The following is a 14,572-nucleotide window of genomic DNA, read 5'->3' on the forward strand; positions in this document are numbered from 1 at the left end:
CGCGGCCCGATAGCGGCGAATCTTCACGGCGCTCCCGCGTCATTGTTCGCGCAGCAACCTGGTGTTGCGCGAATGAGGACGTTGTATGAGAAACCACCGCCGCCTGTCCGTCGTAATCGCTATCTCCTGCCTGGTCGTCGTGACCGCTTCCAGTGCGGCGCAGAAGAAACCGGCACCAAAGGCAGCCAGATCCGAAACAGCTGCGATCGTCGCTGACCAGGTGAACAGCACCTCGCAACCTGCGCTGCCTGCACAGCCGGAGTCGGGTGCACAGCCTGCAACAGGTGCCCGCAAGGCGACATCACCAGCGCCGGCAGCGACCGGCGCCGAGCGCGCGGCAATTCTGCGAGCCGAGATCCTGCTCGATCGCGCGCGCTTCTCACCGGGCGAGATGGATGCCAAGTGGGGGCAGAACGTGGAAACCGCGCTGCGCGGATTCCAGAGCAATCGTGGCCTCAGCGTCAGCGGCCAGCTCGACGAAGCAACCTGGGCCGCTCTGAATGCCGACAGTGCGCCGGCGCTCATCGAATACACTGTAACCGAGGCCGACGCGGCGGGACCGTTTCATCCGGTGCCGGCCGACATGATGGCCAAGGCGAAGCTCAAGGATCTCGGCTATGCGTCGGCAGCCGAAGCGCTCGGCGAGAAGTTTCACTCGAGTCCGCAGCTGCTCGCCGAGCTGAACCCTGGACGTTCTCTCGGTCGTGCCGGCGAGAAGATCCTCGTGCCGAACGTCGAGAATGCGCCGCTCGCGCACGCAGCAAAAGTCGTCGTCGACGAGTCCGATGCCACGGTGTCGGTCGTCGACGAGTCGGGCAAAACCTACGCGCAGTTCCCTGCAACGATGGGCAGTGAGCACGATCCGCTTCCGATCGGCGACTGGAAAGTGACCGTCATCCAGCAGAATCCGAAGTTCCACTACAACCCGGATCTGTTCTGGGATGCGAAGGCCAAAGACAGCAAGGCGACCATTCCTCCCGGCCCGAACAATCCCGTGGGCGTCGTCTGGATCGATCTCTCCAAGGAACACTACGGAATCCACGGAACGCCGGAACCGTCGAAGATCGGGCACACCGAATCGCACGGCTGTATTCGCCTGACGAACTGGAGCGCGAATGCGCTTGCGGGCGCGGTGTCGCCGGGAACTCCGGTCGTGCTCCAGAAGTAAGCCGTCTCACTCAGGTTACAGAATCGCAGAAGCGTGCGTGCGTTTTCCCAAGGCTATGGCTGCCGTCGCAACGGCGAAGTACATTTTACACGAACAGCGGCGCTGCATCGGCGCGCAAGTGTGAAGCGCCCCGAACGAGCGACAAGCAATCACGCCGACGAACCACGTTGCTGTCAAGGAAGTGAAGATGGAACCGAATCGCACGCAGGAAAGCATCGGCGCAATGCCTCAATCGGGCGCCGACAATCGGATGAAAGCCGACAAGCCGTTCCTCACCGACGTGAAAACGCTGCGCGAGCGTGCGCGAATGCACATCGAGCGCGGCGCCGTCACCGAGGGCTACAAGGCCGATCGCGAGACGGTTCTGCGCCTGCTGAACGAAGCGCTCGCAACCGAGATCGTCTGCGTTCTCCGCTATAAACGCCACTATTTCACTGCCACCGGCATCAACGCCGAAAGTGTTGCAGCCGAGTTCCTCGCGCACGCCGCGGAGGAACAGGCGCACGCCGACCAGATCGCGCGCCGGATCGTGCAGCTCAATGGCGATCCCAACCTTTCTCCGGAAGGACTGCTGAGCAGAAGCCACTCGGAATACGTCGAAGGCGAATCCCTGATCGAAATGATCAAGGAAGACCTTGTCGCGGAACGTGTGGCGATCGAGAGCTACACCGAGATGATCCGGTATCTCGGCCACGACGATCCGACGACCAAGCGCATGCTGGAAGAAATTCTTGCCGTCGAAGAAGAGCATGCGGACGATCTGCAGAGTCTGCTCGAGCAGATGGGTCACTGAGCGATCCCCGTTCGCGGAGCTGCAATGCATCATCGTCGCAATCCTTTGAAAAGTTCTTGCAACACTGCACGTCGCGCATCCACGCCACGTTCCCTAAGCGTGCAGAGTTGTTGCAGCAACGAATCCGGTGCGTGGCATGTTTTCTGCTCTGTAATCCCGAGAGCCGGTCGGCGCCCCGCTCGTGTGACACATCGAAGCGGCGAGGTTCCGCGCATCGGAGTTCACTCCATCGCGTTCCGTGTGTCGCTCGCACGCGGACGCGACAGCCAGGATCGGCAGGATCGGCAGGATCGGAAAGAAGGGTCCGGCAGCCGATGGAGTGAAGGTTCGAGTGTGAGAGCCAAGGCGGATTAACCGAGTGCAGTGTCGCACTCATAGCGAGGTACGAGATGAAGAAATTCGTGACGACAATAGCAATGGTCTCCGTGATCGGAGCGACAAGCTCCCTGGCTCTGGCCGAGACCGCGGCCGAGAACGCGCGTGAAGCCGGCAACGCCGTAGAGAATGGCGCGAAGAACGCCGGAAACGCGGCGAAGAACGCAGTGGTGCCGAATCCGGCCGATGCCGCACGGTATCCGGCCGACAACTCCGGCAAGAATCAGCGCGACGTGAACGAAGCGGCCGTGACGCCGGGCGATCAGGGCAATTCCGATGCGGATATCCAGATCACCCAGTCGATTCGCAAGGCCGTGACTGCCGACGACTCGCTGTCGGTCAACGCCCACAACGTCAAGATCATCACCAACGGTGGGGTCGTGACGCTGCGCGGCCCGGTCAAGAGCGAACAGGAACGGGCGAGCATCGCCTCAAAGGCCCAGCAGGTCAGTGGCGTCACCCGGGTCAACAACCAGCTGGAAGTCGCGGCGCAATAACGTCGCTCCACGACCCCGTCCGAATGGACGGAATGCACTCGTCCAAAGGACGGAGTGAGCGAGTCCGCAGCCCGCAAGGGCGAGGATCAAAATTCCGCAGCCCGCGAGGGCGAGGATGAAATAGGAGAAAGTATCATGGCGAAGAAAGCAGTATTTTGTATCGCATCGAATGCAGGTCAGGCGGAGCGCATCGCGAACGATCTTCGACTCGCGGGTTTTTCGGGAAACGACATTTCGGTGTTGTTCCCGGATCGCAGCGGGACGCGCGATTTCGCGCATGAGCAGCACACCAAGGCTCCCGAAGGCGCAGCAACCGGTGCCGGCACGGGTGGCATCCTCGGCGGCGGCCTCGGCTGGCTGGTCGGCATCGGATCACTCGCCATCCCGGGCGTCGGTCCGTTCATCGCAGCGGGACCGATCATGGCCGCTCTCGGCGGCGCAGCCCTCGGTGCGGCGGTCGGCGGACTCACCGGAGCTCTCGTCGGTCTCGGCATTCCCGAGTACGAAGCCAAGCAGTACGAAGGCAAGATCAAGGAAGGCAACATCCTGATCTCGGTCCACGCCGAGACCAGTGAAGAGATCGACCGCGCGAAGGAAGTCTTCACGCGCGCCGGGGCGCACGACATCTCCTACACCGGAGAAGCCGGCGTCTCGCAGCGGAAAACGGCCTGATCCGATTTTCCTGGGCGCGCCCGGCAATCCGGCCGGGCGCGCCACTCCTGTCCGATCCGACAACGCCGTTCGTGGAGAAACCGGACTTCCGGTTTTTCTGCATCGTGCACGTAGTAGTCAGTTCTCATGCCAGCCGAGCTCTGGCTCGTGCGTCACGGTGAGACTGCGTGGAGCATCGCCGGCCGTCACACGGGCACCACCGACCTTCCACTCACGGAAAATGGCCGCGCTGCGGCCGAGGCCGCCGGCAGACGGCTCGGCGGCATCGAGTTCGCACGCGTCGTTACAAGTCCCCTCGCGCGCGCACGCGAGACCTGCTCGCTCGCCGGATTCGGCGAACGCGCGGAGATCCTCGCCGAGCTCGCCGAATGGAACTACGGCGAGGACGAAGGCGTGACGACCGCCGCGATACGCGAGACCCGCCCGGGATGGACGATCTGGACGCACGGTCCACGCGGCGGCGAATCGCGCGAGCAGGTCGCTTCGCGTGCCGACCGCACGATTGCCGGCATTCGCCGTGTCGAGGGGCGCACGCTCGCGTTCTGCCATGGCCATTTCTCGCGTGTGCTCGCCGCCCGATGGATCGGGCTGCCGCTCGTCCAGGCCCGCCACCTCAGGCTCGAGACCGCCGCCATTTCCGTGCTCGGATGGGAACGCGAGACGGCGGCGATCCGGCTCTGGAACGACACCGGCAAGCTGCCGGACTAGTCACCCGTGTTTTTTCCTTCGTGCTCGTCAGCCGTGCAGCGAGGGGATACGCTCGGCCTGTGACTGGCCCGTCGCGAGCTGTTCTTGCGATCGCCACCGTATCGATGCTGGCGTTCACGCTGGTGCCGGCGGCGACGCATGCCGATCCGAAGCAAACCGTGCACACCGCAAGAGGCGCCGCCGCGCTGCTGTTCGACGGGCGTCTCGAGCCCGACGACAGGGTCTTCGGCATCGTCGTGGCGGACGAACCACGCGCCTATGCGATTGCCGATCTGGAGCACGCCGGTCCCCTCGTACACGACGCGGCCGGCGGCGGCGGGCTGGACATCGCATTCGATGCAAGCGGAGCGCACGTGGCTGCGCGGCCGGGCGTCAACGCCGAACAGCACACGACGAGCTGGAAGGAATGGATACGCGCGCATCCGGACACGTCACTGTGGCGAATGCCGGCGATCGCAGAGCCCGAGCCGAACCGTCCCGTCAGCGACGTGCGCGTGGCCGAGTCGCACGACTATCGGACCGGATTCGGATGCACGCTGATGCAGACGCGCGTGACGAGCGTCGGAGCGGAGCCGCCGGGCCTCTTCGTGATCAGCGGCACGATCGAGAACGTCGCGGCCGCCGCCGTCGATCACGTCGTGCTCCGCTTCGAGCTGGTCGGCGCGGATGGTCGCGTGGTCTATCGCGACGAAGGCTTCAACCGTTCGGCCGAGGCGCTGGCGGCGCCGGTGGCGGTCCGCGGCGACGACGTCGTCCCGATCGCCGGCGGAGCCACCGACACGTTTCGGATGATCTTCCTGTCGGACGAGCTGCCGGCGTTCGAACGCACGCGCGTGTCCGTCGCGCGCGTGTACTGAGCGCGTGCGCACACGCGCCCCTCTGGCTCCGGCTGTGCGAGTCGCATAGGGCTCGCGGCCGGCGGGCACGCACCGGGGCGCCGAAGCGACCGGCGTCGCACAAGACTGGCGAGCCGATTGCGATGATCGCGAAAAGCATCCTTTTTCTCCTGCTCGGAGCATGTACGGTCGGCTTTGCCGCGCTCTGGTATCGGCACGAGCGCGGATTCACTGCGGCCCTGCCGAACCGGATGCAACTCGCGATCGGCTTCGTCACCGATTTTCTCGATACGCTCGGGATCGGCTCGTTCGCAATCACGACGTCGCTGTATCGCGGGAGCGGCCTCGTCGACGACGCCGAGATTCCGGGCACGCTCAACGTCGGACACGCGATCCCCACGTTTGCCGAAGCATTCATTTTCATCGCCGTCGTCGACGTCGACATGACCACGCTCATCGCGATGATCGCTGCTGCCGTCGCGGGAGCATGGCTCGGCGCCGGAGTCGTCACGCGCTGGCCGCGGCGCAGGATCCAGATCGGAATGGGATCGCTGCTGCTCGTGGCAGCGGCGATCATGGTCCTGCGGCAGACCGGCGAGGTGCCATCCGGCGGTGAAGCGCTCGGCCTCGCCGGAGCGCCGCTCGTTGCAGGCGTGCTCGGCAATTTCGTGCTCGGCGCGCTCATGACGCTCGGAATCGGGCTTTATGCGCCGTGCATGATTCTCGTTTCCCTGCTTGGCATGAACGCGCGCACGGCGTTCCCGATCATGATGGGCTCATGCGCATTCCTGATGCCGGCCGCATCGGCACGCTTCATCCGCAGTGGGCGCTACGACCGGCGTGCGGCGCTCGGCCTTGCGCTCGGCGGCACGCCGGCGGTGCTGATCGCCGGACTGATCGTCAAATCGCTCCCGCTCGAAACGATCAAATGGCTCGTCGTTGTCGTCGTCATCTTCACGGCGATCTCGATGCTGCGTTCCGCAGCAGCTGCTCGATCCGTCTGAGGGTCATGCGCATGCGCGCACGAGCGTCCTCAAAAGATGCGATTGCAGCGCACCGTCCGATCGCAGTGACATTTTGAGTGACGTAAATAACGCGGGTTATATGGGGGAACCGTCCCCTCGCTCGCGTGTAAACTTCCTGCGTCGCACCCCGACGTCGGCAAAACCCACTGGCTGTTCGCATCGCAGTCGCACTACCGTCGTCTGAGTAGTCTGTGCTCGTCGCTGAGAACGCATCGCCGATGCGTCCCCGAAACCTGAACTGGTTATCCAAAGGCGAACACAAAGGAGACGATCATGATCAGAGAGCTGTTCGTATCGGCCGTCGTGGCACTCGCATCGATGCTCGGTCCGCTCCTTGCGCACCAGGCGGACGCGCAGACGACGGCATCCACGCTCATCGCTTTCGACACGATGTACGGAGTGGACGGTCCATTCGTGCACCACAAACTTCGCGGTCTCGTCGGCGACGATCTTCCGTGGGAAATCGAATCCGCAGTCGGCAGCGTCGATACTTCCGGTCACGTTACGATCGCCGTGCGCGGTCTCGTCTTCGCCGACGACCCGTCCGTTCCGATCAATCTGCGCGGCACCAACGACGCGGCCGAGTTCCGAGCCGGCGTCAGCTGCATCACCGAGGCCGGCAATGCCTTGAAGCGCGTGCTCGTGATGACCGACGGTTTTCCGGCCACCACCCAGGGCGACGGCGACATCAATGGTCAGGTCGAGCTGCCGAATCCGTGCGTCGCGCCGGTGGTGTTCGTGATGCCCGGTGACGAAAAAGACTGGTTTGCCGTCACCGGCTTCGAGTCGGAAGAGGACGAGGACTGATCGGCAACGCCGATTCGCGCGGACGCAAAAAGACCCGCGATCGCAGCGACGAGCATGAGAACATCCGCTGCTGCGATCGCGGCCGTATGCGAACATCCGCGCGCCATGAGCACAGAAACCGCCGCACCACCGGCGCCGGTACCGAGCGCGACGCCCAGCACGTTCGCAAGCTGCAGTGCAGCCGCCGCTTCGCCTTCTTCGCCCTTCGGCGTGCGCTCGAACACCATGAGCGTGGCGGACGAGTAACACAGGCCGATGCCGAGCCCTGCCGTCGCCCAGCTCAAGCCAGCAAGCACCACCGGCCACGGTGAGACGAGAACGCCCGCCGCACCGACAATCGCCGCCGACAGCAGGATCATTCCAGTTCGCACGATGGCGATTCCGCTCACGCGAAGCACCAGCCGTTCTTGAATCCACGCGCCGGTCGTCCACGCCATCGTTCCGGTGGTCAGCACCAGTCCGGCAAGTGCGATCGACTCGCCTCGAACGATCGTCAGTGCGAGCGGCAGGAATGCCTCCGTGCCGAAAAACGCGAACGTGATGAGCGCCTTGGCGGCAAGCGCAGCCGGCGCACCGGGTGCGGCCGATAGCGTGCCCGCGGGAACCAGGCGGCGAAGCGCAGGGCCTGCAACGCACGCACCCGCGATGAACGCGGCAGCGGCCGCCGCCGGCTGCGACAGCGATGGTGCCGCGAGCACCAGGCCACATCCGAGCGCGAGTCGAACTGCCAGTGCGATCTGCCGTCGGCTCGTTCGCCCGGAGCTCGTTCGTCCTGAAGATGAGTCGTCCGGAGAATCTCCGGATCCTGCAAGGCTCGCCAGACCGCCGGTCGCCAGCACCGCCCCGACGAGCGTCAGCGGAACGATCGAGAAGAACACGGCCCGCCAGCCGAAATGCGTCGCAATAGCCGCGGCGATCGACGGCCCGAGAAGTCCCGGCAGCACCCATGCGCTGGCGAGAAGCGCGAGCATGCGAGGCTGGTCTCGCGAATCGTAGCCGCGCGCGACCGCGACGTAGGCAACCGAGGAGAGGGCGCCTGCTCCGAGCCCCTGCGCGACGCGCCCGGCGATCAGTGCCGGCATCGACCACGAAGCACCGGAGAACACGAGGCCGCCGGCAAACAGCGCGCACCCGCCGAGAAACGGTCCGGTTGCACCGAAGCGATCCGAGAACGCGCCTGCGGCAGGAATGCCGACAAGGTTGGCCAGCATGAACCCGCTGAAGACCCAGCCGTACCAGCCGAGATCACCGCCGGCGAGGTCCGTGGCCGTTGCCGGCAGCACGGTTGCGACCGCGAGAGCTTCGAACGCGGTCAGCGACACGACGAGCAGAAGACCGACGGTCAGACGCCGGTGACTTCGGTCCCAGACGCCGGCCGCTCGGCCACCGTCTCTTTCGCCGCCGGAATCCATGCGTGAACGCGACGCTAGCGGCTTACGATATATAGTCAAGGTTTATCTTGCTAAATGTTTTCCGCCGACTATTGTCGGGCGATGGACGCAGCCGCCCTGACCTCGGCCCGTGACAGGGTTCTCTTTCATCTGAAGACCAGGGGGCCGCAGACTGCGACCCAGCTCGCCCACCGGCTCGGCGTGACCCCGATGGCCGTACGCCTTCATCTTCAGACGCTTGCCGGCGAAGGAATGATCTCGTTCACCGACGAGCGCCGGAAGGTCGGCCGTCCGTCGCGCATCTGGTCGCTGCTGCCGGCCGCAGCGCGGATGTTTCCCGATTCGCACAGCGAGCTGACGGTCGAGCTGCTCCGGGCAGTGCGTTCGACGTTCGGAGAGGAAGGGCTCGACCGCCTGGTCGGCGAGCGCAGCCGTCAGCAGCGCGACAGTTACCGTGAGCGCATGCCCGGTGCGGATGCGCCGATCCAGGCGCGCGTCGAGGCGCTCGCCGCGATCCGCAAGGACGAGGGCTACATGGCCGAATGGTCTTGCGAGCAGAGCGGGTGGCTGCTCGTCGAGAATCACTGTCCTATCTGCGCCGCTGCCGCCGTCTGCCAGGGCTTCTGCCGGGACGAGCTCGAGATTTTCCGTGAGGTGCTCGGCAGAGACGTGTCGGTCGAGCGCGTCGACCATCTCCTTGCCGGCGCAAGGCGCTGCGCGTATCGAATCGAAAAGGCGACGCGCGATCCAGAGCCGCAAACGGCCGGCGGATCCGGCGGTCCGGCATCAACCGGCCGCGCCGGCGGTTCGAAGGAAGGTCCAGCATGAGAGCATACGATGTAGCGACCTCGTACATTGCGAGCATCGTCCGTGCGGGCAGCGGCATGGCCGTCGCCGGCGCGGGCAAAAGGCCGGAAAAGCTGCTCGAGCTCTACGAGTTCGAAAGCTGCCCTTACTGCCGCAAGGTCCGCGAAGCCCTGTCGATCCTCGACCTCGATGCGATGATCTATCCGTGCCCGCAAGGCGGCCCTCGCTTCCGGCCGCGGGTTGTCGCGCGCGGCGGCAAAAGCCAGTTTCCGTTCCTCGTCGATCCCAACACCGGCCGCGAAACCTACGAGTCGGAAATCATCGTCGGCTACCTCTACGCGACGTACGGAGACAGCAACGTCCCGTGGGCGCTGTCGACGCCGCTCGTGACCGACATCTCGTCCGGAATCGCGTCGGCGGTACGAGTCACCGCCGGCCGCATCTACCGCCGCTCGCAGCCGCCGGCCGAGCCGCTCGAGCTGTGGAGCTTCGAGGCTTCGCCGTACTGCCGCCTCGTCCGTGAAAGGCTGTGCGAGCTCGAGCTCGCATACGTTCTGCACAACGTCGCCAAGGGAAGCGTGGGACGAAAAGCGTTCGTCGAGCGCTCGGGCGAGATGATGGTGCCTTACCTGTACGACCCCAATACCGGAGCCGAGATGTTCGAGTCGGCGGATATCTGCGAGTACCTGGAAAAGACCTACGCCTTCCGTTCATAGGGCCGCCAGCCGGCGTCGGAAGGCGTCCGTCATCGGCAAAAGCCCCGGGCAGACCGGCAGATGGCCGGCGAGCGTGCCCGCCGGTGCCGTTCGACTCGCCGAAAAGGCCTGCTATAGAACCCCGGTTTCGATCCCGAACACACTATCCTCGGAGAGGACCTCTACAAGATATGGACGTAATGACACGCACCCTCCAAGGGCGCGCCGGTTGGGGCAAAGCCCTGCTCGCCGCCGCCGTATTTCTCGCCTGCTGCGGCGCTGCCCCGGCCTTCGCCAGCGAAGCCAGCCTGAAGCTCCCGTCGTTCTCTGCACCGCTGTTCTTCGGCGGCAGCACCAGCGGAGCTTCGATCCTGATGTGGGGCCTGGTGGTCTGTGCACTCGGGCTGCTCTTTGGACTCTCCGAATATCGCACGCTGCGGAACCTTCCGGTCCACAAGTCGATGCTCGAGATCTCCGACCTCATCTACGAGACCTGCAAGCAGTACCTGATCACGCAGGGCAAGTTCATCCTGGTGCTCGAGATCTTCATCGGCGCAGTCATCGTCCTGTACTTCGGCTTCCTCGTGAAGGACGCCTCGATGACGCCGCTGCGCGTGCTCATCATCCTGCTGTTCAGCTTCGTCGGCATCGGCGGAAGCTACGGCGTGGCGTGGTTCGGCATTCGCGTCAACACGTTCGCCAACTCGCGCACGGCGTTCGCGAGCCTCGGCGGAAAGCCGTTCCCGACCTACGCGATCCCGCTGCGCGCCGGCATGTCGATCGGCCTCGTGCTGATCTCGGTCGAGCTGCTGATCATGCTCGCGATCCTTCTGTTCATTCCCGGTGACCTCGCCGGCCCGTGCTTCATCGGATTCGCCATCGGCGAGTCGCTCGGCGCGTCGGCCCTTCGTATCGCCGGCGGCATCTTCACGAAGATCGCCGACATCGGCGCCGACCTGATGAAGATCGTGCTCAAGATCAAGGAAGACGACGCCCGCAACCCCGGCGTGATCGCCGACTGCACGGGCGACAACGCCGGCGACTCGGTCGGCCCGTCGGCCGACGGCTTCGAGACCTACGGCGTCACCGGCGTCGCGCTGATCACGTTCATCCTGCTGGCAACGGGCGGCCATCCGGCCGCGGAAGCCTCCCGCATCCAGGTGCAGCTGCTGGTCTGGATCTTCTCGATGCGCATCATGATGGTCGGAGCGAGCTGGCTCTCGTACATGGCCAACGGCGCCATCGCGAAGAGCCGCTACGAGAATGCCAACGAGATGGACTACGAGCAGCCGCTGACGTTCCTCGTCTGGCTCACTTCGATCGTGTCGATCGTCCTTACCTACCTCGTCTCCTATCTCCTGATCAGCGACATCCAGATCGGCGGCGTCGTGAACCCGACGCTGTGGTGGAAGCTCTCCACGATCATCAGCTGCGGCACTCTCGCCGGCGCGGTCATTCCCGAAGTCGTCAAGGTCTTCACGTCGACCAATTCGGCGCACGTGGCCGAAGTCGTGCAGAGCTCGCGCGAAGGCGGCGCGTCGCTGAACATCATCAGCGGACTCGTCGCCGGTAACTTCAGCGCGTACTGGATGGGCATCGTGATCGTCGGCCTGATGGGCATCGCCTACGGCGTCAGCACGCAGGGCCTGATCGCGCTGTTCCCGATCCCGGGCAGCTCGCTCGACCCGTCGGCGATCTTCGCGTTCGGCCTCGTGGCATTCGGATTCCTCGGCATGGGCCCCGTCACCATCGCCGTCGACAGCTACGGACCGGTTACCGACAATGCGCAGTCGGTCTACGAGCTGTCGCAGATCGAGGAGATCCCCGGCATCGAGAAGGAGCTTCAGAGGGACTTCGGCTTCACGCCGAACTTCGAGAAGGGCAAGCTGTTCCTCGAGGAGAACGACGGCGCCGGCAACACGTTCAAGGCAACGGCCAAGCCGGTGCTGATCGGCACCGCCGTCGTCGGTGCAACGACGATGATTTTCTCGATCATCTTCGTGCTGACGCAGGGGCTGACCTCGGCGGCGGATATCGCGAAGATCTCGATCCTGCACGCCCCGTTCCTGCTCGGCCTCGTCACCGGCGGCGCGATGATCTTCTGGTTCACCGGAGCGTCGATGCAGGCCGTCGCGGTCGGCGCCTACCGCGCCGTCGAATTCATCAAGGACAACATCAAGCTGGATACGACCAAAGCGTCGGTGGCCGACAGCCGCCGCGTCGTGGAGATCTGCACGCTGTACGCACAGAAGGGAATGTTCAACATCTTCCTCGCGATCTTCTTCGCGACTCTGTCGTTCGCGTGCGTCGAGCCGTTCTTCTTCATCGGCTACCTGATCTCCATCGCGATCTTCGGTCTCTACCAGGCGATCTTCATGGCCAATGCCGGCGGCGCGTGGGACAACGCGAAGAAGGTCGTCGAAGTGGATCTGAAGATGAAGGGCACGCCGTTGCACGACGCGTGCGTCGTCGGCGACACCGTCGGCGATCCGTTCAAGGACACGTCGTCGGTCGCGCTCAACCCCGTCATCAAGTTCACGACGCTGTTCGGCCTGCTCGCGGTCGAGCTCGCGGTCGAGCTTCACCACACGAACCCGACGCTGACGGCGCTGCTCGCAGCGGCGTTCTTCGTCATCTCGGCATTCTTCGTGCACCGCTCGTTCTACGGAATGCGCATCGAGAAGTCGCTGACGTCGAGCTGAACGCGTTCGCACGATTCTGCTCGAAAAGAAGGCCGCCGGAGGAAACTCCGGCGGCCTTCCCTGTCCGGCAGTCACCTTCGCTTCAACGCGTCCGGTGCAGTCCGATTCACGATCATTCTTGACGTAGTCACGGGCGGCCAGCTATGGATGCGGCGCTTCTTTGGAGGGCACCTTGAGCAATTCTTCCCGCTCGCTTCCGGCTGGCAATTCACTCGTGACGGCCGTGCTCACGATGGGGGCGCTTCTGATGGCTTCCCCGGCCTGGTCCATCGCTACGGTCACGCGGTGCGGAGAGACCGTCCAGGGCAATTACAAGCTCGATGCCGACCTCGACTGTTCCGAGTATGGATACGACTACCTCGGGTTCCTGATCGTGAACGGGACTCTCCATCTCAACGGCCACACGATCACCGGCAAGCGGACGACGGACCCCGACAATAAAACTCCCGTGATCAAGTGCGTCTACGACTGTACGATCATCGGACCAGGCGTCATTCGCCAGGGTTACATCGGCGTCGATGCCTGGGAGGACATGACGCTGGAGAACGTCGAATTGCGCGAGAATACCACCGCAGCCGCAATCACGCTGCGCTCCCTGACGGCAACGGACGTCACCGTGACAGGAAATGGATCGGGCTTGCGCGGCATCTTCGTCGACGTCGTTCATTCGACCATATCGGGCAATGTTTCGCGCGGCGTGGCGTGCAACAACGGAATTTCCGGCGGCAAGGCGCAGTGCAACGTCGTCGATTCGACCGTCACCGACAATGGTCGCGGAATCAGCTCCGACAACCGCATCGACATGCGGGGAACGGTCGTCTCCGGCAGCTTCGAAGGTGTCTCCTCCGTGCGGCTTCGCATGGACGAGTGCGTCATCCAGGACAATGGCGACGGCGGCGGAATCGTGACCAGCGGGCCGACGCGAATCCGCAACTCACAGATCACCGGCAACACCGGCGACGGTGTCTTCGTTGGTGGATCTGGCGACCATCACACGTCCAAACTGAAGATTGCCGATTCGACCGTGACCGGTAACGGCGACAGCGGGCTTCGTTCGTACGGCCGCAGCTTCGTCGTCACCGGAACGGACGTCTCCGGCAACTGCGCCGCGGGCGACCAGACGTACTGCGCGGACCTCTCTTCGTGCGACGCGCTGAGAGTCGCCGGAAGCACGTGCGGAACGAGCTCCAACTGGTGCACGGACGGCGCCGGCTTCGGGGTTTGCTCGCTCGACTGACCTTTACGGACGCACGAAGCGGAGCACGAACCGGTCGCTCGTGCCGCGACGCTTGCCGGCAGCCGTCGGCGAGTCGTTCCAGTCCATCGTATCGTTCGGGTTACGGAGAAAATCTGCTTCTGCCGCCAGCCGGAAACCGGCCCGCTCGACTTCGTCGCGCACGACTTTCTCTTCGATCCGGTGGAGGGTCTCGGTCTCGCTCGTTCCGGTTCCCGGGCGGCCGCTGTGGTCGACAATGACGTACTGGCCGCCCGGCTTGAGCGCGTTGAAGATCGCGCGATTCATCGCGTCGCGATCGACGTTCTGCCAGACGGTGTCGTGGTAGAAGAGCACCATCACGACGGCATCGAGATTGGTCGCCTCCGGTGGAAGCGGATCCTCGAGCTCGCGGTCGACCCGGACCACGTTCTTCATGACCCGCTTGCGAAGCCGCTCGCTCCACGGCTTGGCGGCAAATTTTTTGGTGACGAAAGCGTTGTTCTGGCTGTAGACGACGCCGGTCGGTCCGACGCTGCGCGCGAGCAGCTCTGCGGTATATCCGCCGCCCGACATCAGGTCGGCGACGCGCATCCCGGGATGCAGGTTCAGGAAAGCGAGCAGCTGGACGGGCTTGCGGCCGGCGTCGAGCGCGCGATCGGCTTCACTTCGGTCGGGCGCCGCGACGATTGCGCCGGCATCGAGCCACGTGCTGCGCGCGGCCGGTGCGTCCGGCTTCCCGGCGGCGCACGCCATCGCGAACATCAACGGGCACAGGGCAAGTAGGGCTGCTCGTCGCATGGAAATCCTTTTCGCCGTCACGCGCCGCAGGATGGATTCCTGCAGCGGTGACCGGCGATCGGGATTCAAACCATTCGGCCCG

14 protein-coding genes are annotated in these 14,572 nt (G+C 64.4%); 12 read left to right on the plus strand and 2 right to left on the minus strand.

Annotation, left to right across the window (positions count from 1 at the left end; all coding sequences use genetic code 11):
• Positions 1–85 precede the first annotated feature (85 nt).
• From VN634_01035 to VN634_01070, 8 genes are all read left to right on the plus strand, one after another.
• Positions 86–1,168: a L,D-transpeptidase gene (locus tag VN634_01035; GenBank protein ID HXC49441.1), complete on the plus strand. Its 1,083-nt coding sequence runs from the start codon at positions 86–88 to the stop codon at positions 1,166–1,168.
• A 187-nt stretch (positions 1,169–1,355) separates the two neighbouring features.
• A complete protein-coding gene (locus VN634_01040; protein ID HXC49442.1) occupies positions 1,356–1,961 on the plus strand; it encodes a ferritin-like domain-containing protein in 606 nt (201 codons plus the stop codon).
• A 389-nt stretch (positions 1,962–2,350) separates the two neighbouring features.
• A complete protein-coding gene (locus tag VN634_01045) occupies positions 2,351–2,833 on the plus strand; it encodes a BON domain-containing protein (GenBank protein ID HXC49443.1) in 483 nt (160 codons plus the stop codon).
• Positions 2,834–2,968: 135 nt separating this feature from the next.
• Complete coding sequence (locus tag VN634_01050) at positions 2,969–3,505, plus strand: hypothetical protein (GenBank protein HXC49444.1); 537 nt, start codon at positions 2,969–2,971, stop codon at positions 3,503–3,505.
• 126 nt (positions 3,506–3,631) lie between these two features.
• On the plus strand, positions 3,632–4,213 hold the full coding sequence (locus VN634_01055) for a histidine phosphatase family protein (protein ID HXC49445.1): 582 nt from the start codon (positions 3,632–3,634) through the stop codon (positions 4,211–4,213).
• A gap of 59 nt (positions 4,214–4,272) precedes the next feature.
• Positions 4,273–5,070 carry an FxLYD domain-containing protein gene (locus VN634_01060; protein ID HXC49446.1) on the plus strand — a complete coding sequence of 266 codons (798 nt, stop codon included), beginning with the start codon at positions 4,273–4,275 and terminating at the stop codon, positions 5,068–5,070.
• Positions 5,071–5,192: 122 nt separating this feature from the next.
• Complete coding sequence (locus VN634_01065) at positions 5,193–6,053, plus strand: sulfite exporter TauE/SafE family protein (protein HXC49447.1); 861 nt, start codon at positions 5,193–5,195, stop codon at positions 6,051–6,053.
• A 294-nt stretch (positions 6,054–6,347) separates the two neighbouring features.
• A complete protein-coding gene (locus tag VN634_01070; protein ID HXC49448.1) occupies positions 6,348–6,881 on the plus strand; it encodes a hypothetical protein in 534 nt (177 codons plus the stop codon).
• On the opposite strand, the gene VN634_01075 is transcribed toward VN634_01070, so the two are convergent.
• Positions 6,770–8,293, minus strand: a complete 1,524-nt coding sequence (locus VN634_01075) for an MFS transporter (GenBank protein ID HXC49449.1) — start codon at positions 8,291–8,293, stop codon at positions 6,770–6,772. The genes VN634_01070 and VN634_01075 overlap by 112 nt on opposite strands.
• Positions 8,294–8,374: 81 nt before the next feature.
• Here VN634_01075 and VN634_01080 point away from each other — a divergent pair, with 81 nt between their 5' ends.
• The 4 genes from VN634_01080 (at position 8,375) to VN634_01095 (ending at position 13,713) form a co-directional block, all read left to right on the plus strand.
• Complete coding sequence (locus VN634_01080) at positions 8,375–9,100, plus strand: metalloregulator ArsR/SmtB family transcription factor (protein HXC49450.1); 726 nt, start codon at positions 8,375–8,377, stop codon at positions 9,098–9,100.
• Positions 9,097–9,795 (plus strand): glutathione S-transferase N-terminal domain-containing protein, encoded by a 699-nt coding sequence (locus tag VN634_01085; protein ID HXC49451.1) that lies wholly within the window; start codon positions 9,097–9,099, stop codon positions 9,793–9,795. Before VN634_01080 ends, VN634_01085 begins: the two co-directional genes overlap by 4 nt.
• A 179-nt stretch (positions 9,796–9,974) precedes the next feature.
• The gene (locus VN634_01090; GenBank protein ID HXC49452.1) at positions 9,975–12,476 is read left to right on the plus strand and encodes a sodium-translocating pyrophosphatase; all 2,502 of its coding nucleotides are present in this window, start codon (positions 9,975–9,977) and stop codon (positions 12,474–12,476) included.
• Positions 12,477–12,648: 172 nt separating this feature from the next.
• Positions 12,649–13,713, plus strand: a complete 1,065-nt coding sequence (locus VN634_01095) for a right-handed parallel beta-helix repeat-containing protein (GenBank protein HXC49453.1) — start codon at positions 12,649–12,651, stop codon at positions 13,711–13,713.
• A 3-nt stretch (positions 13,714–13,716) separates the two neighbouring features.
• On the opposite strand, the gene VN634_01100 is transcribed toward VN634_01095, so the two are convergent.
• Positions 13,717–14,490 carry a hypothetical protein gene (locus VN634_01100; protein HXC49454.1) on the minus strand — a complete coding sequence of 258 codons (774 nt, stop codon included), beginning with the start codon at positions 14,488–14,490 and terminating at the stop codon, positions 13,717–13,719.
• Between the last annotated feature and the right edge of the window lie 82 nt (positions 14,491–14,572).

This window comes from Candidatus Limnocylindrales bacterium (genome assembly GCA_035571835.1).
Lineage (GTDB): Bacteria > Desulfobacterota > Binatia > UBA1149 > CAITLU01 > DATNBU01.

Excerpts from the sequence above, each read along its gene's own strand:
- VN634_01035 (HXC49441.1), top strand. The coding sequence starts at position 86 with ATGAGAAACCACCGCCGCCTGTCCGTCGTAATCGCTATCTCCTGCCTG.
- VN634_01100 (HXC49454.1), bottom strand. The coding sequence starts at position 14,490 with ATGCGACGAGCAGCCCTACTTGCCCTGTGCCCGTTGATGTTCGCGATG.
- VN634_01075 (HXC49449.1), bottom strand. The coding sequence starts at position 8,293 with ATGGATTCCGGCGGCGAAAGAGACGGTGGCCGAGCGGCCGGCGTCTGG.
- VN634_01080 (HXC49450.1), top strand. The coding sequence starts at position 8,375 with ATGGACGCAGCCGCCCTGACCTCGGCCCGTGACAGGGTTCTCTTTCAT.
- VN634_01070 (HXC49448.1), top strand. The coding sequence starts at position 6,348 with ATGATCAGAGAGCTGTTCGTATCGGCCGTCGTGGCACTCGCATCGATG.
- VN634_01045 (HXC49443.1), top strand. The coding sequence starts at position 2,351 with ATGAAGAAATTCGTGACGACAATAGCAATGGTCTCCGTGATCGGAGCG.
- VN634_01055 (HXC49445.1), top strand. The coding sequence starts at position 3,632 with ATGCCAGCCGAGCTCTGGCTCGTGCGTCACGGTGAGACTGCGTGGAGC.
- VN634_01090 (HXC49452.1), top strand. The coding sequence starts at position 9,975 with ATGACACGCACCCTCCAAGGGCGCGCCGGTTGGGGCAAAGCCCTGCTC.
- VN634_01050 (HXC49444.1), top strand. The coding sequence starts at position 2,969 with ATGGCGAAGAAAGCAGTATTTTGTATCGCATCGAATGCAGGTCAGGCG.
- VN634_01065 (HXC49447.1), top strand. The coding sequence starts at position 5,193 with ATGATCGCGAAAAGCATCCTTTTTCTCCTGCTCGGAGCATGTACGGTC.
- VN634_01040 (HXC49442.1), top strand. The coding sequence starts at position 1,356 with ATGGAACCGAATCGCACGCAGGAAAGCATCGGCGCAATGCCTCAATCG.
- VN634_01085 (HXC49451.1), top strand. The coding sequence starts at position 9,097 with ATGAGAGCATACGATGTAGCGACCTCGTACATTGCGAGCATCGTCCGT.